Annotated in this window: 10 protein-coding genes; 5 read left to right on the top strand and 5 right to left on the bottom strand. The window is 67.4% G+C overall.

The annotated features are described in order from the left end of the window. Positions 1 to 118: 118 nt before the first annotated feature. The 5 genes from AAFH49_RS13330 (at position 119) to AAFH49_RS13310 (ending at position 12,286) form a co-directional block, all read left to right on the top strand. Positions 119 to 1,852, top strand: coding sequence for a T9SS type A sorting domain-containing protein (locus AAFH49_RS13330; protein ID WP_342298847.1), 1,734 nt, complete (start codon positions 119 to 121; stop codon positions 1,850 to 1,852). A gap of 186 nt (positions 1,853 to 2,038) precedes the next feature. Beyond that, positions 2,039 to 3,721: an FG-GAP-like repeat-containing protein gene (locus tag AAFH49_RS13325; protein ID WP_342298846.1), complete on the top strand. Its 1,683-nt coding sequence runs from the start codon at positions 2,039 to 2,041 to the stop codon at positions 3,719 to 3,721. Between the two features lie 126 nt (positions 3,722 to 3,847). Then, the gene (locus tag AAFH49_RS13320) at positions 3,848 to 7,750 is read left to right on the top strand and encodes a type IIG restriction enzyme/methyltransferase (RefSeq protein WP_342298845.1); all 3,903 of its coding nucleotides are present in this window, start codon (positions 3,848 to 3,850) and stop codon (positions 7,748 to 7,750) included. A 753-nt stretch (positions 7,751 to 8,503) separates the two neighbouring features. Next, positions 8,504 to 9,124 (top strand): hypothetical protein, encoded by a 621-nt coding sequence (locus tag AAFH49_RS13315; RefSeq protein ID WP_342298843.1) that lies wholly within the window; start codon positions 8,504 to 8,506, stop codon positions 9,122 to 9,124. A gap of 225 nt (positions 9,125 to 9,349) precedes the next feature. Continuing rightward, positions 9,350 to 12,286, top strand: coding sequence for a hypothetical protein (locus AAFH49_RS13310; protein ID WP_342298841.1), 2,937 nt, complete (start codon positions 9,350 to 9,352; stop codon positions 12,284 to 12,286). A gap of 71 nt (positions 12,287 to 12,357) precedes the next feature. On the opposite strand, the gene AAFH49_RS13305 is transcribed toward AAFH49_RS13310, so the two are convergent. The 5 genes from AAFH49_RS13305 to AAFH49_RS13285 all read right to left on the bottom strand — a co-directional run bounded on the left by AAFH49_RS13305 (position 12,358) and on the right by AAFH49_RS13285 (position 19,386). Beyond that, complete coding sequence (locus tag AAFH49_RS13305) at positions 12,358 to 13,677, bottom strand: alpha/beta fold hydrolase (RefSeq protein WP_342298839.1); 1,320 nt, start codon at positions 13,675 to 13,677, stop codon at positions 12,358 to 12,360. Between the two features lie 183 nt (positions 13,678 to 13,860). Continuing rightward, positions 13,861 to 14,904: a M28 family peptidase gene (locus AAFH49_RS13300; protein ID WP_342298837.1), complete on the bottom strand. Its 1,044-nt coding sequence runs from the start codon at positions 14,902 to 14,904 to the stop codon at positions 13,861 to 13,863. Positions 14,905 to 15,018: 114 nt separating this feature from the next. Continuing rightward, the gene (cysS, locus tag AAFH49_RS13295) at positions 15,019 to 16,560 is read right to left on the bottom strand and encodes a cysteine--tRNA ligase (RefSeq protein ID WP_342298835.1); all 1,542 of its coding nucleotides are present in this window, start codon (positions 16,558 to 16,560) and stop codon (positions 15,019 to 15,021) included. Positions 16,561 to 16,749: 189 nt separating this feature from the next. Beyond that, on the bottom strand, positions 16,750 to 17,928 hold the full coding sequence (locus AAFH49_RS13290) for an endonuclease/exonuclease/phosphatase family protein (RefSeq protein ID WP_342298833.1): 1,179 nt from the start codon (positions 17,926 to 17,928) through the stop codon (positions 16,750 to 16,752). Between the two features lie 60 nt (positions 17,929 to 17,988). Then, on the bottom strand, positions 17,989 to 19,386 hold the full coding sequence (locus tag AAFH49_RS13285; protein WP_342298831.1) for a chloride channel protein: 1,398 nt from the start codon (positions 19,384 to 19,386) through the stop codon (positions 17,989 to 17,991). Position 19,387: the final 1 nt, after the last annotated feature.

The raw sequence follows: 19,387 nt of genomic DNA, 5'->3' as shown, positions 1-19,387 counted from the left end.
CTCCCGACCGGATGTGGCCCCTGGCCGGGGCTGGCCTCTGGTGGCCGGATGGGAGCCTTACCTTTGGCGGGCCTTGGCGGCGCGGCGGCCAGCATCCCTCCTTTCCTTGCGTAGCTACATGATGCCTTACTACCCTTTTGCCCGCCGGGCTTTCGGCCTTGGGGCCTTGTTGCTGATGGCCGGTACGGCCGGGGCTCAGGCCCTCGTTTTCACGGGCATCAGCCCGGCGGCTAATGCCGTAGCGGCCCCGCGCTCGGGGCCCCTCACCGTTTCGTTCAACCAGCCGCTCAGCCCGGGCTCGGCGGCGGCGCTCCAGGTGTTCAGCAGCCAGCGGGGCGGGCGGCGCACGGGCGCAACGCCCGCTACGGTGAGCAGCAACATGCTGCTGTTCAGCCCCCGGCCCTATGATTTCCGGCCCGGCGAGACGGTGCAGTACACCGTGACCACGGCCGCCACGGCGGGCACGGCCCTGGCCCGGGCCCGGGTGGCGCAACTCACCACGGCGGTGGGCGGCACGGGCCGGGGCAGCTTTGGCGTGAGCAACAGCGTGGGCGTGGGCCCCAACCCGCAGGGGGTGGCCGTGGGCGACCTGGACGGCGACGGCGACCTGGACCTGGTCACGGCCAATGCCGACTACTTCACCGTTGGCCCCAGCACCGTGAGCGTGCGCCTGAACAACGGCGCGGGCAGCTTTAGCGGCACCCAGAACCTACCCGTGGGCCGGGGCGTGAACAACGTGGTGCTGGGTGACGTGGACGGCGACGGCGACCTCGATTTCGTTACGGCCAACTTTTACGGGGCCACCGCCAGCGTGCGGCTGAACGACGGCCTCGGCCAGTTTAGCGGCACGCAGGAGGTACCGGTGGGCGTGAGCTACAACAACTTTCCCGGCGCGGCGGCCCTGGGCGACGTGGACGGCGACGGCGACCTGGACCTGCTGGTGGTGTGCGGCGGCAACAACGGCGTGGTGAGCATTCGCCTGAACGATGGCACCGGCGTATTTGCCGGCGGCACCAACGTGTTTGTGGACCTGGGCAGCCAGGGCCTGGCGCTGGGCGACCTCGACAACGACGGCGACCTCGACCTGGTTACCGCCAACAACAGCGCGGCCGGCAGCGTGGAGGTGCGCCTCAACGCGGGCAACGGCCTCTTTGCCGGCACTGGCCGCGTGGCCGTGGGCACCCGCCCCTACGCCGTGGCCCTGGCCGACATCGACGGCGACGGCGACCTCGACCTGGCCGCCGCCAACTCCGAAAGCCCGACCGCCAGCGTGCGCGTAAACGACGGCACCGGCGCGTTCTCGGGCACCCAGGAGGTAACCGTCAGCCCCACCTCGACCAATCCCGGCTCCTACTCCCTGGCCTTTGGCGATGTCGATGCCGACGGCGACGCCGACCTGCTGGTAGCCGATGCCCAGAACGCCAGCGTGAGCGTGCGGGCCAACAACGGCACGGGCACCTTCACGGGCACGCTGCGGGTGGCCGTGGGCACTTCGCCCGCCAGCCTGGCGCTGGGCGACATGGATGCCGACGGCGACTTGGACCTAGTGGTGGCCCGCTACAACAACACGGCCGGGGTGTGCCTCAACGGCGGCACCGGCCCGTTGGCGGCGGGGGCCGGCAGCCCCTCGCCCGCCCTGGGCTTCTTCCCCAACCCTGCCCACGGCACGGCCATCCTCACGGGCACCGCGCCCGGCACGCGGGTCACGGTGCTCGATGCGCTGGGCCGCCCGGTGCTCACGGCCACCGCCGATGCCACCGGCACGGCCGCCCTGGTGCTGCCCGCCAGCCTGGCCAGTGGCGTGTACGTGGTGCGCGCCGGCACGGCATCGGGCCGCCTGCTGGTAGAGTAGGCCGCCGCCGCCAGCCACTACCCCGCCGAAGCCGTCGGGGCCGCCCTGTATGGAGTGGCGCTGCGGGGGCCGGCGGATGCCGCGCTGCTGGCCGTGGCGGCCCCGGCCGGCGCATAACTTTGTCAATTAGCGGCCCGTTTCCGCCGCGGCCGTATGGGCCTTTCCTTTTTCATTTTCATTACCGCTATGTCGAACCGGCACTTTTTGCTTTTGGGTGCTGCCGGTGGGCTGCTGCTGCTGGCCCCCCTGCGGCCGGCCCAGGCCCAGGTGCCCACCCTCACCACCATCAGCCCGGCGGCCAACGCCCGCAGCGTGCCGCGCAACGGTGCCGTGGTGGCCACCTTCAGCCAGCCGCTCACTGCTGGCTCGGCGGCGGGGCTCAAGGTGTTTAGCAGCCAGCGCGGGGGCTTGCGCGGCGGGGGCACGGCCACGGTGGCCGGCAACACCCTCACGCTGGCCCCCTCGGCCTACGACTACCGGCCCGGCGAAACCGTGCAGTACTCCCTCACCACGGCCGTCGCCGCGGGGGGCGGGCCGCTGGCCGCCCCCCGCGTGGGGCAGTTTGTGGCGGCTACCGGGGGCACCGGCACGGGCGTATTCGGCAGCTCGGTGGTGGTGCCGCAACCGACCCCGGTGGTAGCGCTGGCCGTGGGCGATGTGAACGGGGATGGCAACCTCGACCTGCTGGCGGCTCCCACCTTTGGCAACACCGTGGCCCTGCAGCTCGGCCAGGGGGCGGGCAGCTACGCCCCCCCGGTCAGCATCGCCGTCGACCAGGAACCCCGGGCCCTGGCCCTGGCCGACCTCGACGGCGATGGCGACCTCGACCTGCTGGTGGCCAACCGGCTGGCCGGCACGGTGAGCGTGCGCCTGAACAACGGGGCCGGCACGTTTAGCGGGACCCAGGAGGTGCCCACCGCCAGCGGCCCCAGTGCCCTGGCCGTGGGCGACCTCGACGGCGACGGCGACCTGGACCTGGTGGTGGCGGCCAGCAGCGCCAACCTTATCCAGTGCCTGCTGAACAACGGGGCCGGCAGCTTCAGCCCCGGCACCACGCTGCCCTGCGCCAGCCAACCCACCGGGGTGGCCCTCGGCGACATGGACAACGACGGCGACCTGGACCTGGCGGCGCTGCTGCCCAGCGGCAACGCCTTTTTCGTCAGCTTCAATGATGGCCCGGCGAGCTTTAGCCGCACCACGGGCGGGTCGGCCGGCCTGACGCCCACCGACCTGACGCTGGGCGACCTCGACGGCAATGGCTACCTCGACGTGGCCACGGCGGGCGGGAGCAGCAACCTGGTGGTCATCAGCCTGAATGACCGGACCGGGAGCTTCAACACCCCGCGCACCGTCGTCCCCCCCGCCCGCCCACTTAGCCTGGCCCTGGGCGACCTCGACCACGACGGCGACCTCGACCTGGCCGTGACCGTGGCCGGCAGCGTGGGCCTGTATGCCTGGGCCAACGATGGAGGCGGCAGCTTTACCAGCATCGGCGGCAGTGGCCCCGGTGTGACTTCGGCGAATATCCTGCTGGCCGACCTGGACCGCGACGGCGACCTCGACGCGCTGACGAGTGCCAGTGGCACGCCGGAGCTCACCGTGCGCCTCAACGGCGGCACCGGCCCGCTGGCCACCGCGCCGGCCACGGCCCCCGCCGCCCTCACGGCCGCCCCCAACCCCGCCACCGGCCGCGTGGCCCTGGCCCTGCCCCCCGCCGCCACCTCGGCCGAGCTGCTGGACCCACTGGGCCGCGTGGTGCGCGTGGTGCCCGCCCGCGCCGGCACGGCCACGCTGGATGCAACGGGCCTGCCCCCCGGGCTGTACGTGGTGCGGGCCGGGGAGCAGGCGCTGCGCCTCGTGGTAGAGTAGGGGCGGGGCTTGCCCCCGCCCGCCGGGCACGCAGTTTGGCTTGCTGGGAGGTCGTTCAACGGCGGGCGGGGGCAAGCCCCGCCCCTACGGTGGGCTTGCAAGCGGCCCGCGCCTACATTTGCTCCCATGCTTCTACCCAGTCTTCTTTCCCCCGACGCGGCCACGGCCGCCCTGCGCCGCCTGCGCCCTTCCGCCGAGCAGCTGGGCGAATTCCGGGCCCACCTGGCCGAGATGCTCCGGCACCTCGACCCGACCAAGATTGAGCGCCACGGGGAAACCCACATTCTCGACTTCCTGCGCCTCGTGACCCGGCCGGAGGACGGCGGCTCCCGCTACGGCAACGTGCACAACAAGCGCGACCTCGTGCTGCACCTCGGCGACACGGCCGACTCGCCGGTGGCGGTGGTGCTGGAAGTGAAGGGGCCCAAGAACCCCGGCGAGATGCTGGCCCCCGACGACCTCAACCGCAAGGCCTTCCAGCAATTGCTGCTCTACTACCTGGAGGACCGCACCGACGAGCAGGCCGACGACTTCCGCCGCCTCATCGTCACCACGGGCTACGAGTGGTACGTGTTCGATGCCGTCGACTTCAACCGCTTGTTCTGGAAAGACAAGGGCTTTGTGAAGGCCTTCCGCGACTGGAAGGCGGGGGCCAAGGCCGATACCGACACCAGCTTCTTCTACAAGAGCATTGCCGGCAAGAAGCTGGCCGCGCTGGAGGGCGAGCTGCGCGTGGCCTACGTGGACCTGCGCCCCGGCCTGCCCACCAAGGCCGCCGACCTGCTGGCTCTCTACCGCCTCTTCCACCCCGCCTACCTGCTCAAGGAGCCCCTCACCGGGCGGCGCGACCCCAACACCCTCAACCAGGAGTTCTACAACGAATTGCTGTACTTGATGGGGCTGAAAGAGGACAAGCAGGGCGGCCTGCGCCGCATTGGCCGCTGCCCCGAGGCCGAGCGCCAGCCCGGCTCCCTGCTCGAAAACACGCTGCGCAAGCTGCACACCGGCCACGGCCTCAACAACATGCCGCTGGCCGAGCGCGCCCCCTACGGCGACACCCTGGAAGCCCAGTTGGAGGAAGTGGCCCTGGCCCTGTGCCTCATGTGGGTCAACCGCCTGCTGTTCCTCAAGCTGCTGGAGGGGCAGCTGGTGCGCTACCACGCCCCCGCCGATGCCGCCCACTTTCGCTTCCTGCACCCGGCCAAGCTCACCGACTACGACGAGGTGCTTACCCTGTTCTTCGAGGTGCTGAACCGCGCCCCCGCCGACCGCAGCCCCGACGTGCGCGCCGCCTTCCCCGAGGTGCCCTACCTCAACTCTTCCCTCTTCGAGCCCAGCCAGCTGGAAGGCTACACTTTCGACATCAGCGGCCTGCGCGATGGGCTGGGGCTGGCCCCCTACCCCGGCTCGGTGCTGCGCAAGGCCGGTGCCCCGGCCGTGCCCCCCGCCAAGGCCCACACCAGCGCCGCCCCCCAGTGGGCCGCGCTGCCCTACCTGCTGCACTTCCTCGACGCCTACGACTTCGCCACCGACCCCACCACCAGCCACGCACCCGCCGCCGCCGCGCCCGATGCCCCCGCCGCACCGGCCGCCCCCGCGCCCCGGCCGCTACTCTCGGCCGCCGTGCTGGGGCTGGTGTTCGAGAAGATAAACGGCTACCGCGACGGCTCGTTCTACACCCCCGGCTTCGTGACCATGTACATGGCCCGCCAGACCCTGGGCCGCGCCGTGCTGCGCCACTTCGCCCAGGCCCCCGCCTGGCCCGAGCTGGCCGCCTGCGAAACCCTGGACGACTTGCAGGATGCCCTGGTGCCCGCCAACCGCGCCCGCCGCGCCGCCTACGCCGCCCACTTCAACACCCTCACCGTGCTGGACCCGGCCGTGGGCTCGGGCCACTTCCTGGTGAGTGCCCTCAACGAGCTGCTGGCCCTGAAATCGCGCCTCGGCCTGCTGCTGGATGAGGAGGGCGCGCGCCTGCCCTACCGCCTGGAGGTGGAGCACGACGAGCTGCTGGTGACCGATGCCGACGGCCTGCCCGCCCCCTACCGGGTGGCGGCCTTCGACGCGGCCACGGGGCTGCGCACCGTGGGCCCCGAGCGCACCCGCCTGCAAAAAGCCCTGTTCCGCGAGAAGCGCGCCCTGATGGAGCACGCCCTGTTCGGGGTCGACCTTAACCCCAACTCCGTCCGCATCTGCCGGCTGCGCCTGTGGATTGAGCTGCTGAAACACGCCTACTACAAGCCCGAAACCGACTTCCGGGAGCTGGAAACCCTGCCCAACCTCGACCTGAACGTGAAGCCCGGCAACTCGCTGCTGGCCCGCTTTGCGCTCGACGTGGACCTGTCCGAAGTGTTTAAAAAGGGCGGCTTCACGCTGAAGAAGTACAAGGAGGCCGCCCACGAATACTTCGGCAGCCGGGGGCGCGACGACAAGAACAAGCTGCTGGGGTTCTTTCAGCAAATCAAGGAGCAGTTCACGGCCGTGCTGCACCTCAAGGACAAGAAGCGGGTGGACCTGCGCAAGTACCGCAACCAGCGGCTGGTCCTCGAAACCCAGGGCACGCTCTTCGCCGGCAGCCCGAAGGAGCAGGAGGCCCGCACCTTCGAAATGCGCCGCCTGGAGCTGCTGGCCGACAAGCTCGACGCCGAAATCCAGGCCCACGAGCAGGGCGCCCTCTTTCGGGAGGCCTTCGAGTGGCGCTTCGAGTTTCCGGAGGTGCTCGACGACGCGGGGGCCTTTCGCGGCTTCGATGTGGTGATGGGCAACCCGCCCTACATCCGGCAGGAAGCCTTCACCGCCCTCAAGCCCCACCTCAAGCAGCGCTTCGGCCACGTCTTTGCCGGCACGGCCGACCTCTACGTGTACTTCCTGCAACTCGGGGCCGAGCTGCTGGCCCCCGGCGGCGAGCTGTCCTACATCGTGCCCAACAAGTGGCTGCGGGCCGGCTACGGGGCCGCGCTACGCGGCTGGCTGGCCAGTACCCAAACCCTGTTGGAGTTCGTGGACTTCGGCGACTTGCCCGTGTTCCCCGAAGCCACCACCTACCCCGCCATCGTGGCCCTGCGCCAGGGCGCGCCCGCTGCGGAAAGCACCTTCCGCGCTGCTGCGTTGCCGAAGCTGCTGCCTGACTTTGCCGCCTCTGTTATAAGTGTAGCCCGCGCCGTTCCGCAATCCTCTTTGAGGGCTGATGGATGGAACTTAGCCGATGCTGAAGCACAGGAAGAGTTAGACAAACTTAGTGCAGCAGGTATGCCGCTTGGGCAATACATAGACGTGAAAATGTATCGTGGCATACTGACTGGCTACAATGAAGCCTTTGTTATCGATGCCAATACTCGGAAGGCTTTGATTGATACAGACCCCAATTCTGAGGAAGTTATAAAGCCGTTTTTAGGTGGACGCGACGTAAAGCGGTATCAACAACCCAAGGCTTCTAAATATCTGTTGTTCATGCGCCGGGGCATCGACCCTGAGAAGTACCCGGCAGTAATGGCCCATCTTGAGCAATTTCGGAAGCAGCTTGAGCCGCGTCCGAAGCATCTCAGTGACAAAGCCGCTGCCGAATGGCCGGGGCGAAAACCCGGTACTTACAAATGGTACGAGGTGCAAGACAGCATCGAGTATTGGCAGGAATTTGAGAAGCCCAAGATTTGCTTCCCTGACATTGCGCCCATCCTGTCTTTCACGCTTGATGTAAGCGGTGCCTGTTTAGCTAATACCGGCTACTTCCTGCCCATAGATGACTTGTTTCTATTGGGTGTCCTCAACTCTAGCTTGATAGACGTGTACTTCCGTAGCCTATCGGCTTCGATTCGCGGCGGGTACTTGCGCTTTTTCAAGCAATACGTCGAGCAGCTTCCCATCCCCGCCGCCACGCCCGCCGAGCAAGCGGCCATTGCCGCGCTGGTGCAGCAGATTCTGGACGCCAAAGCCTCCGACCCCGCCGCCGACACCACCACGTCCGAAGCGGCCGTCGATGCCGCCGTGGCCGCCCTCTACGGCGTGGCCCTGCCGACGGCGGTGGGGTAGCCGGGCCCCTGCGGGCCGGGGCCAGCCGCTGGCCCGCTGCCGGCCTTCCCCGGCCCTCCCCGGGCCGGAGCCGGCCCGGGGTCGCAAACCTAGCCGTTGGCGCTATGGTGCTGCCAGTCAGCCGCCCCGGCCAATTTATTTTTCCCAAACGTTTGCGGGGGCAATGGCGGCACTTATATTTGGTGCGTTGTCCTGGCGTGCCGGGCCTCGGCGCTGGCCGGGGCGGTGGTGCTCAGGGCCTTGTCCTGGTCTGCTCTACCCGCGCCATGTTGCCTTTGCCCCGCCGTATTCGTTGCGTGCGCGCCCTGTTGGGCGCTGGGCTGGGCGGCGGCTCCGGCGCGGGAAACCGCCTCCCGGCCGGGCAGGCGGGCCGCCGGCCTTTTCCACGCATCCACTGGGGTTTTCCACGCATTGAACGGCGTAACCGACGTTTAGGACGCGCCGTCCGATGCGTCAGTTACGCCGTCGGACGTTTAGGACGGCCCGTCCGATTCGTCCAACGCGCCGTCCTAAACGTCCGACGCGCCGTTGGACGTTTAGGACGGCCCATCCGATACGTCCGACCCGCCGTCCTAAACGTCCAACGCGCCGTCGGACGTTTAGGACGGCGCGTCCGATGCGTCTGGCATGGCGTGGACCGCCGGGCGCGGGCCGGGGCCGGCCGGCGGGGGGCCGTGTGGCGACGAAGAACCCGGGTGCGTCGGGGCCTGCGGGCCAGCTGTTTCCAGGTTTTTTGTCTACAATCCTTTTCCCATGAATTCCCGAAAGCTGATTACCAATTTCGATAACGTTGCCAAGATGGAGATTGGGCCGCTGGCCCAGAACTGCCTCACCAACACGGTGGGCAACGCCCGCTACCCCAAGGCCAAGACCCAGACCGATGCCCTGCTGGCGGCCCTCACGCCCTACTCGGCGGCGGCCAGCATCCTGCACCCCACCCCCACCCAAACGGCCGAGCTGGCCCAGCTCCGCGTCACCCTCAACGCCGCCCTCGGCGCCGTGGCCCAGATGGCCAACGCCCTGTACGCCGACGACGAGGCCGCCCTGCTCTCCACCGGCCTCATGCTCACCAAGGAGCGCGAGCGCCACACCACCCTGGAGGTGCCGCTCAAGTTCCAGCTCGTGGATGGCCCCCAGCCCGGCACGCTCTGCGCCAAGGCCAAGCGACCGCCCCACGCCGTAGCCCTCAAGTACCTCTACACCCTCGACCCCACCGAGCCCGACATTGAGTGGTACGTGGTGGTGGTGCGCGAGGGCGACGCTTTGCTTACGGCCTGCAAATCGGGCGACCGCGTGTACTGCAAGGTGGCCGCCGTGGGCGGCGACACCGACCAGCAACCGTTTACGGATGTGCTGAGCCGCATCGTGCAATAAGGTTAAGGCAGAGTAGCGCCGCTGCCGCCTGTTTCAGCCGCCGCTGTCCCACTGGGGGCGGCGGCGGTTTTGGCGTTCGGCCCGGGCATCAATATCGCATGTTCATGCGATACCGCCGTGTTGGTATAGACCGGACCTTTGTGGGATTATTGGTTCTCAACGAATTTATTGGCCGTCGTTCCGAAGGGGATGGGGGCGGTTTTTTTCATTTCTCCTGCGTAGCGTATGCGTTTCTTTATTCCGATTGACTCCCCGGCGGCCCGTGCGGCCCACGCCCTGCGCCGCGCCCTGACGGGCTCCGGCCTGCTCCTGCTGCTGGCCTTGCTGGCGCTGCTGCTGGCCGGCCGCGCCGCCCGCGCCCAAGCCCCGGCGGCCGGCGCGGGCCCCTCGGTGGGCACCGCCCTCAACCCCGACGGCACGGTGCGGCCCGGCACGCAGGGCGCGTTCAATGCTGCGGGCTACCAGCTCAGCTACGGCAAGGGCGGCCAGCCCGTGCTACAGCGCACGACTGCCGGCGATGCCTGGAATGTGGTGGGCGGCAGCCCGGCCGGCACGCAGAACGGCGTGGGCGGCGACATCTATACGGTGGCCATCAGCGGACCCAACGTGTACGTGGGCGGTAGCTTCACCGCGGCCGGCGGCGTGGCCGCCAACAACATTGCCCAGTGGAATGGCACCACCTGGAGCAGCGTGGGCACGGGCGCGGCCAACGGCACCAGTGGCAGCGTCAACGCCCTTGCCGTGAGCGGGACGACCGTGTACGCGGCCGGCAGCTTCAGCACGGCCGGCGGCATCACCGCCAATTCTGTGGCCCGGTGGGATGGCACCGCCTGGAGTGCCCTGGGCACGGGCGCGCTCACCCAGTACGGCACGCCCGGCAGTGTGCTGGCCCTGGCCCTGAGCGCCAATGGCACCGACGTCTACATCGGCGGCAGCTTTGATAAGGCTGGTGGCATGGCCGCTACCAACGTGGCCCACTGGGATGGCAGCACCTGGAGCCCCATGGGCACGGGCATGAATAGTAACATCTACTCCCTGGCCGTGAGCGGCTCGACGGTGTACGCGGGCGGCTACTTCACCACCGCCGGCGGCGTTGCCGCCAACCGCATTGCCAAGTGGGACGGCACCGACTGGAGTGCCTTGGGCAGCGGCCTGGGTGACTACGTAAAGTCGGTGGCCGTGAGCGGCTCGACGGTGTATGCGGCCGGTGCGTTCACCACGGCCGGCGGCGTCTCCGCCAGATACGTCGCGCAGTGGGACGGCTCCGCCTGGAGCGCGCTGGGCGGCGGCATGGACAACCTGGTCGAGGCCATTGCCGTGAGCGGCTCGACGGTGTACGCCGCCGGCCAGTTCACCAACGCCGACGGCGCCCCCGCCAACCGCATCGCGCAGTGGAACGGCTCCGCCTGGAGCCCCCTGGGCACCGGCGCGGCCAATGGCACTGACAGCGGCATCTCGGGCTTGGCCGTAAGCGGCACCACCGTCTACGCGGGCGGCCGGTTCGCCGCGGCGGGCGGCAACACCGCCACCCACGTGGCCCAATGGAGCGGCAGCACCTGGAGCCCCCTGGGCACCGGCACGGCGCCCGGGGTCACCGGTCCGCAGTACTCGAGTGTTTCGGTCAACAGCATCTTGGTGAACGGGACCAGCATGTACATCGCGGGCTCCTTTACCAGCGTGGCCGGCGTGGCGGCCAACGGCATAGCCAAGTGGAACGGCAGCACCTGGAGCGCGCTGGGCGCGGGCGTGAGCAGCGTGAGTGCCCTGGCCCTCGCCCCAAACGGGACGGACCTGTACGTGGGCGGCTATTTTTACATGGCCGGCAGCATCTCCGCCAACCGCATTGCCAAGTGGGACGGCACGGCCTGGAGCGCCCTGGGCAGCGGCCTCAGCGGCTCCGGGTACAGCATCGGGGCCAGGGCCATGACCATAAGCAACGGCCTACTCTATGTGGCCGGCAAATTCAACAACGTAAGTGGCACACCGGCCAACAACATTGCCGTGTGGAACGGGAGCACCTGGAGTGCGCTGGGCACCGGCCTCAGTGTGGGCATGTACGACTCCGGCGTGTCGTCCATGGTCGTGAGCGGCACCGACGTATACGTGGCGGGCGACTTTACCTCGGCCGGCGGCAACAGTTCCATTGCGAAGCTGGCCAAATGGGACGGCGCCACCTGGAGCGCACTCGGCAGCGGCATCAGCGGCAGCGTCTCGGCGCTGGCCCTGAGCGGCAGCACCCTGTATGCGGCCGGCTACTTCACCACCGCCGGCGGCACGCCGGCCAACAACGTGGCCAAGTGGGATGGCTCCGCCTGGAGTGCCTTGGGCAGCGGCCTGGGCAATGGCGCATCGGCCCTCCTGCTCGATGGCACCGACCTGTACGTGGGCGGGCAGTTTACCACGGCCGGCGGCAACCCCGCCAACCACGTAGCCAAGTGGGATGGCACGGCCTGGACCAGCCTGGGCACGGGCGCGGCCAATGGCATCGATAGTAATGGCAGCGTCTACGCCTTTGCCATCAATGGCAGGAACTTGTACGTGGGAGGTTCCTTCGCCACGGCGGGCGGCCTGGCCGCCAACAACATCGCCTACTACGGGGCCGCCCTCGCAGCACCCCTGCCGGTCGAGCTCACCGCCTTCACGGCCGCGCCTGCTGGCCCGGCTGCCGTGCGCCTGGCCTGGGCCACGGCCTCGGAGAAGAACAGCGCCCGCTTCGAGGTGGAGCGCAGCCTCGATGACCACACGTTTGCCCGCATTGGTACAGTGGCGGCGGCCGGTAGCAGCAACACCCCACAGGCTTACGAATTGCTGGACACTCAGCCACTCAGCCGCTCAGTCACTCTTTACTACCGCTTGAAGCAGGTGGACCTGGACGGCACCTTCAGCTACTCGCCCGTGCGCACGGTGGCCCTACCGAGCACTACCCTAACCGGCGCCAAGGCCATCCTGGCCCTGTTCCCCAACCCCGCCAAGACAGGAGCCACGCTCACGGGCGCGGTGCCTGGCACGGTGGCCACGGTGTTCGACGCGCTAGGCCGCCAGATGACTTCGGCCAAGGCCGATGCCGCCGGAATGGCCACGCTGGCGTTGCCGGCCGGGCTGCCTGCGGGCGTGTACGTAGTGCGCGCTGGTAACACGGCCCTGCGCCTGACGGTGGAGTAGACTTCCCCAAGGTTAAAACGAAGAAGGGCGAGCCACATGGCTTGCCCTTCTTCGTTGCCGGTAGCCCGCCCCTACGGCCGCCCCAGAAACGCCAGCACCGCCGCGTTGAACATGGCGGGGTCTTCGCGCGGGGCGTAGTGCGTCAGCCCGGGGAAGATGTGCACCTGCCCGTGCGGCAGGCTGCTGGCAATAAGCCGGGTGTGGGCATCCTGAATCAGGTCGTGCTCGCCGGCCAGCACCAGCGTGGGCGCCGTGATGCCGGCCAGGTCCGTGGCCTTCATGCGGGGGTAGTCGAGGAGCAGCACCATGAGCGGGCGCATCTGGCGCATACGCGGGCTGAGGGGGTAGAGCCAGGTGGTCAGGGTCTTGCCCTTGTGCACTTCCTTGAGGGTGGCGGCGGTCACGGCCAGGGTGTCGGCCCAGAGGTTGGCTCCCATCGTCACCAGCTTCTTCACCTGCTGCGGGTGGTGCAGGGCCAGGCTGAGGCCGGTGTTGCCGCCGTCGCTCCAGCCCACGACGTGGGCGGCGGGGATGTTGAGGGCCGTGAGCAGGGCACTCATGTCCTCGGCAAAGAGGTCGTAGGTGAGCGTCTGCTTGCCGTTGGTTGATTGGCCCTGGGCGCGGGTGTCCACGGCGATGACTTGGTAATGCTTAGCCAGCTCGGGAATCTGCCCATTGAAGGCCGAGATGGACTGGCCGTTGCCGTGCAGCAGCAAAAGCGGCTCGCCCTGCCCGTAAGTCTCGTAGTAGAGCTTGATGCCGTTGAGGGCCACCGTGTGGCCGGCGGCGGGATTGTGGCCGTAGGCAATAGCGCCCTGGCCGATGATTTCGAGGTAGTGGTTGCCGCCCGCCTCAGCCGCCGTGCGGTAGCGGAAGGCCGTGTTGAGGTACAAGGGCCGCCAGCCGTTGGGGAAGCCGCTGGCGCTGTCGGCGCGGGCGGCTTCGAAGTCGCCGTTGGCCAATGGTACGGCCTGCCACTGGCCTTTGGCGGTGGCGATTTCCAGCTTGAAGTCGTCGTAGCCGAAGGTGCCGTTGAGGTACACATTCGCGTTGACGACCAGCTGGGCGGCCGTTTTGGGCAGCGTGCCGGCCAGGGCAAAGGTGCGCCACTGGCCGTCGCGGCGCTTGGCGCGCATCTGGCCGGGCTTGCTCATGCTCAGAAACTTCTTGTTCTTGTCGAACACCACCACGAAGACGTTGGCATCGGCGCTGTCGCCGGCCGGGGCCTCCACTTTCATGCGGGCCGAGAGGCGGTAGGGCTTCCCGGCGAAGGGCTGCACATCCACCCGCTGGCGGAAGTAGAACAAGGCACTGACTTCGGTTTTTAACTTACTCTGGGCCAGGGCAGGCAGGCTGAGCAACAGCAGCAACAGGAGAGAGGAAAGACGCATCAAGAGCCGGAAAGGAAGGTTGGGGTGAGCCCCATTGATACAAAAAACGGCCGGCGGGTTGCCCCGCCGGCCGTTTTTTGTGACTGCCTTTCCCAGGCTGTCCTTCCGACGCAGGAGGAATCTGGGGAACCCGTCCAACGGCTTTACTCAGATTCCTCCTGCGTCGGAAGGACAGCTCTTTGCCTAGTCCACGTACAGCGTCTGCAGCATGGTCTGGCCCACCGCCTTCATCGTGTTGCGGTCGATGATGGCCATGTTGTCGGTGGTGGCGTGGTGGTAGGCGGGGAAGTAGTCGGTGGGCGAGTTGTAGTGGTAGATGTCGATGGTGGGGATGCCGGCCCGGTTGGTGTACACGTGGTCGTCGGTGATGCCGCCGGTGTCCTCGTAGCGGAAGTAGTCGGAGTAGCCCAACTGCGAGGCCACGCCCCAGATTTTATCGAGGGCGGTGCGGGCGTTGGTGCGCGAGGTTTCCTCGCGGGTAAACTTGCCGTTCTTCGCTCCTACCATGTCCAGCAGCACGCCGTATTCGGCCTTGTAGTTGGCGGGCAGCATATGCGCCGCCCAATACTGCGAGCCCAGGCACCAGGAATCAGTACCGCTGCCGTCGAGCTGGTTCTTGAGGTCCTGCTGGGTGGTGTCGTCGTGGCCCCAGTCCTCAGCATCGAAGAAGATGAAGTCCACGCCCACGTTGGGGGCCAGCGAGTCGGGTTGCAGGCTGAGCTGGCGAGCCATTTCCAGGGCCACAGCTACGGCGCTGGCACCATCGGAAGCGCCGTCCATCGGCGCATTCTTTTTCACCTTGTCGTTGTCGGCAAAGGGGCGGGTGTCCCAGTGGCCGAAGATGGCCACGCGCCGCGCCGCCTGCGGCTGGTACTGCGCAATGATGTTGCGGGCGTGGATGTTGGTGCCATCAAAGGTCATCGCCTCAAAGGGCTGCTCCATCACCTTCAGGCCGTAGCTTTTGAGCTTAGCCACCAGCCAGTCGCCGGTGGCGCGGTGCGCCTTGGAGTTGGGCACGCGCGGCCCGAACGCCACCTGCTTCGCCGTGAAGGCATAGGCCGAATCGGCATTGAAGACCGGGGCTTTGGGCAGCTTGGCTTCGGCCGGGGCGCTGGTGTCAGCGGTTTCGGAGGGCTTCTTTTCGGGGCAGCCGGTGAGGAACAGGAGGCCGGCGAGCGCGGCGAGGGGAAGGCGGAGGGTGCGGAAGTTCATGTTCTTTACGGTCATCCTGAGCGCAGCGAAGGACCTTATCCCCGCTGCGCCGTTCTTAATTACTGCAAGTTGTTCATCGGTGAGAAGGTCCTTCGCTGTGCTCAGGATGACAGACGATTTTGGCCGTCTCTACTCCTCGCTATACGCCCACTCCACGCCGGCCTTGGTGTCTTTTATCACGATGCCCTGGCTTTTGAGGGCGGCCCGGATAACGTCGACTTTATCATAAGCCTTTTCGGCTTTGGCTTCGGTATAGAATTCCAGGGTGAGCTTGAGGAGCTCCTCGGCGTTGGCGCGGGGCTCATCCTGCAGGCCCAGGATATCCGACACCACGGCGCGGTAGGCTTCCACGGCTTCGGTGAGGGAGGCGGAGGAAACGGTGGCCATCGCGGCCGTGGTCGCGGCCAGGGTATTGAACTTGCGCAACAGGTTGAACAGGCTGGCAATGGCGCGGGCAGTGTTCAGGTCATCGTTCAGGCCCACGAATACGTCGGCCACCAGCTTGCGCAGCTCCGTGTCGCCGGCGGCGGTGTCGGGCTGGCGGCCTTCGGCCAGCGGGGCCACCGTGCGGTCGCGGATTACCTCGCCGGAGAGGCTATCGGCCGAGAGGCGGTCGAGCAGGCGCAGGCCGTTCATCAGCTTGCGGTAGCCTTTGCGGGCGGCTTGCAGGGCGTCATCGCTCACGTCGACCGGGCTGCGGTAGTGGGCTTGCAGCAGGAAGAAGCGCACCACCATCGGCGAGTAGCCGAAGGCCAGCGGCCCGGTGGGGCCCTTGAACATATCGCCCAGCAACACGAAGTTGCCCAGGCTCTTGCTCATCTTGGTGCCGTTCACGGTTATCATGTTGTTGTGCACCCAGAAGCGGGCCTCGTCGGTGTGCGAGTGGCTGCCCTGGCTCTGCGCAATCTCGCATTCGTGGTGCGGGAACATGAGGTCGAGGCCGCCGCCGTGGATGTCGCTCAGCTCGCCGAGGTACTTGCGGCTCATGGCCGAGCACTCCAGGTGCCAGCCGGGGAAGCCTTCCCCCCAGGGCGAGGGCCAACGCATGATGTGCTCGGGCGAAGCCTTCTTCCAGAGGGCAAAGTCCAGCGGGCTGCGCTTCTCGCTCTGGCCTTCGAGGCCGGCGCGGGTGTTAGCCATCTGGTCTTCGATGCTGCGGTTCGAGAGCTTGCCGTAGCGCTTGCCTTCCTCGTCGTACCTGGGCACGTCGAAATACACCGAGCCGTTGACTTCATAAGCCAAACCGTTGGCCATGATTTCTTCAATCACCTGAATCTGCTCGATGATGTGGCCGCTGGCCTGGGGCTCAATGTCGGGCGGCAGGCAGCCGAGGCCCAGCATATGCTGGCGGTAGCGGTTGGTGAAGTGCTGGGCCACCTGCATGGGCTCGATGCGGGCGGCACGGGCGGCCTTCTCCATCTTGTCCTCGCCGGTGTCGGCGTCGCTTTCGAGGTGGCCCACGTCGGTGATGTTGCGCACGTAGCGCACCTGGTAGCCCAGATGGCGCAGGTAGCGCGTGAGCACATCAAACACCACGGGGCCGCGGGCGTTGCCGAGGTGGGCTTCGCTATACACGGTGGGGCCGCACAGGTACACGCCCACCTGGGGCGGGTGCACGGGCTGGAATTCTTCTTTCTTGCGGGTAAGCGTGTTGTAGAGCGTGAGCGACATGGTACAAAGGTAGCGGGCCGGGCGACGTGCGCCGGCTGGCAGGCCACAACAAAACATTAGGGCCTTTTGCTCAACCCGCCGGGATGTTTTGTGCAAAAAATGCAACTGCAGTAGGGGCGGGGCTGGCCCCCGCCCGGTCGTTGAGCGGAGTCTTCGTGTAGGAACGACGGGCGGGGACCAGCCCCGCCCCTACTGCAATCGGTACAACGCTTCCACGGGGAAATGGTCGCTCCACTTAATTTCGCGGTGCACCTTACAGGCCAGCACCTGCCACTGCTTGCTGGCAAACTGCTGGTCGATGCGCAGGCCGGGCAGCTTGCCATTATACGTGGCCCCGAGGCCGAGACCGGCGGTGGCCCAGGCGTTCTGAAGGTGGTCGGCGAGCTGGTCGTAGGTATAGGAATAGGGCAGGTCGTTGGTATCGCCGGCCAGCAGCACGGGGTAGGGCGAGCGGGCCACGCGGGCCACCAGGGTATCGACCTGCACGCCCCGGGCCACGGCCCCGTTGCGGAAGCGGCGCAGCAGGTTGGGGGCCTTCTGGCGGAGGCCGGCGCGGCTTTCGGTTGCGGTGGCGATGTCGCTTTCGGCCATGGCCATGCTTTGCAGGTGCAGGTTGAAGACGCGAATGGTGTCGGGGCGGGCGCGGCCGGGGGCGGCGGGGCGGGCCAAATCGGCCCACATGGCGTGGTTTTGCGAGAGCTTGCCGAACGGAATGACGCCCTGCCGCACGATGCGGAAGCGCGAAAAAATAGCCAACCCGAACTCGGCCCCCGCGCTGTTGGTGAGGCTGGTGGATACGAAAGCGTGCCGCCCGCTGCCCTTGCCCAGCTGGTCTTCCGACTGGAAAATGCCGCCGCTTTCGCGGGAACGGCGCGGCTCGTTGTAGAACTCTTGGAGGCAGAGCACGTCGGCCGGGCTGGTGGCCAGCCAGTGGATGAAGCCCCTGGAGGAGGCGTAGTCCGGGTCGCGCAGCTGGGCATACACGTTGAAGATGCGGACGTTGGCCGAGAGCAGGCTCACTTCGTTGGCCCGGGGCAGGAAGAAAGCGGAATGCAGCGTTTCCTTCCCGCTCTTGAATTCCTCATTCTTCGTCCTCGCTTCCGCATTAAGCGGAACGTGCAGGGCCAGCCCGCGCTGCACGTGCGGCCACGTGAGGCCCAGCGCCACGATGGGCAGCACCGCCACGCGCCAGTTGCGCCGCAGCCAGTACAGGGCCAGCAGGGCCGTGAGCAGCAGCGCGCCCGGCGTGGTGAGCGCCCCAAACACCACCGGCCAGAACGCGCCGGCCGGCACCTGCTCGCAGGCAATGGCCAGCAGCAGCCAGGCCAGGGTCAGCAACGTAAATTTGAAAGCGAAAGAGCGGCGCACAGCAGAGGCAACAGAGCCGGCAAAGGTAACGGCTGGCCCGCGCAGCGGCTGGCCGGGCTTTTAATCGGCCGGCGGGGCGGGCATTGGCCGGCCGGTTCGTTCGGCCTCGCCCGTTTCACGGATGAAGCCGGCCTTGAGGTGCTCATAGAGCGAGTGCGGGTCGATGAGCGAAGCCACGCCCTGGGCCAGCAGGCCACTAATGAGCAGCTGGAAGATGGCCGAGTGCCGGTCCGTCATCTCCAGCACCAGAATGGCGGCCGTGAAGGGCGAGCGCACCACCCCGGTCAGAAAGCTGACCATGCTCACCAGAATCAGCAGGTTGCGGTCGGGCACGGCCACATCGAACACCTGGCAGATGCCATCGCCCAGAATGGCCCCGGCGCTGAGCGAGGTGGCAAACACGCCGCCCGCCCCGCCGCTGCTGTAGCTGAGCGCCATGCCCGCGAAGCGCACCGGAAACAGGTACCACGGTGTCACGCCATTGTTTTGGAACAGCAGGCGGTTGATAATGGGCTTGCCCGTGCCCACGCCCTCAATGCCCACCCAGTAGGCCAGCCCGCCCAGCAGCAGGCCGCAGCCCAGCACCCAGCCCGCCTGCGCGGCCAGCGTGGTGAAGCGCTGCCGATAGCGCCCCAGCCACAGCAGCGTTTTGGCAAATACCGCCCCGGCCAGCCCGCACACCAGCGCCACTATCACCACCAGCAATTGCCCCCACCCTGCCACCGGAATGATTTTCGGAAAGCCCAGGTACAGATAAGGCCCCAGAAACGTCTGGGCGGTGAGGCCCGCGATGATAACGGCCGTGAACACGGCCATGCGAAACCGCGCCATGTGCATCTGGGTCAACTCCTCCACCACAAACACAATGCCGCCCAGCGGCGTGTTGAAGGCCGCCGCCAGGCCCGCTGCGCCGCCCGTAACCAGGGCAATCTGGCGCGAGAGCTGGGGCCAGCCCGCCGGTTGCAGCTTGTTGATAGCCCGGAAAATGGCCGCCGAAATCTGGATGGTGGGGCCTTCGCGGCCAATGACGCCGCCGCCCAGCAGCAGCACCACGCTGCTCAGCACCTTGACAATGGCCACGCGCAGGCTCAGCAAATAGGCCGTGCGGCGGTGCTGGCTGGGATTCGATAGCTCGATGCCCGCCATGACCTGCGGAATGCCACTGCCCCGCGCCGCCGGGGCCCACTGCCGCACCAGCAGCCACGATGCCCCGAAGGCCAGCGGCGTGAGTACAAACGCCAGCCAGGGTGTGCGCGTCAGCCAGGCAAAGCTCATCTGCTCGGCCCAGCCAAACACTTTCTCGTAGCCCACGGCCACCATGCCCGTCAGAATGGAGGCAATCCAGAACGGAAAGCTCTGGAGAATCAGCCGCCGCACCCGGTCGGTATAGAAGGGCCGGATGATGCGCTGGTCGAGCCAGGCCAGCACACGGGCGTAGCGGGAGGGAAATTCAGGCATT

The sequence above is a fragment of the Hymenobacter segetis genome (assembly GCF_038448715.1).
Classification (GTDB): domain Bacteria; phylum Bacteroidota; class Bacteroidia; order Cytophagales; family Hymenobacteraceae; genus Hymenobacter; species Hymenobacter segetis.
Note: the sequence above shows the minus strand (reverse complement) of the source record. Positions and strands in the feature narration are given on the sequence as shown.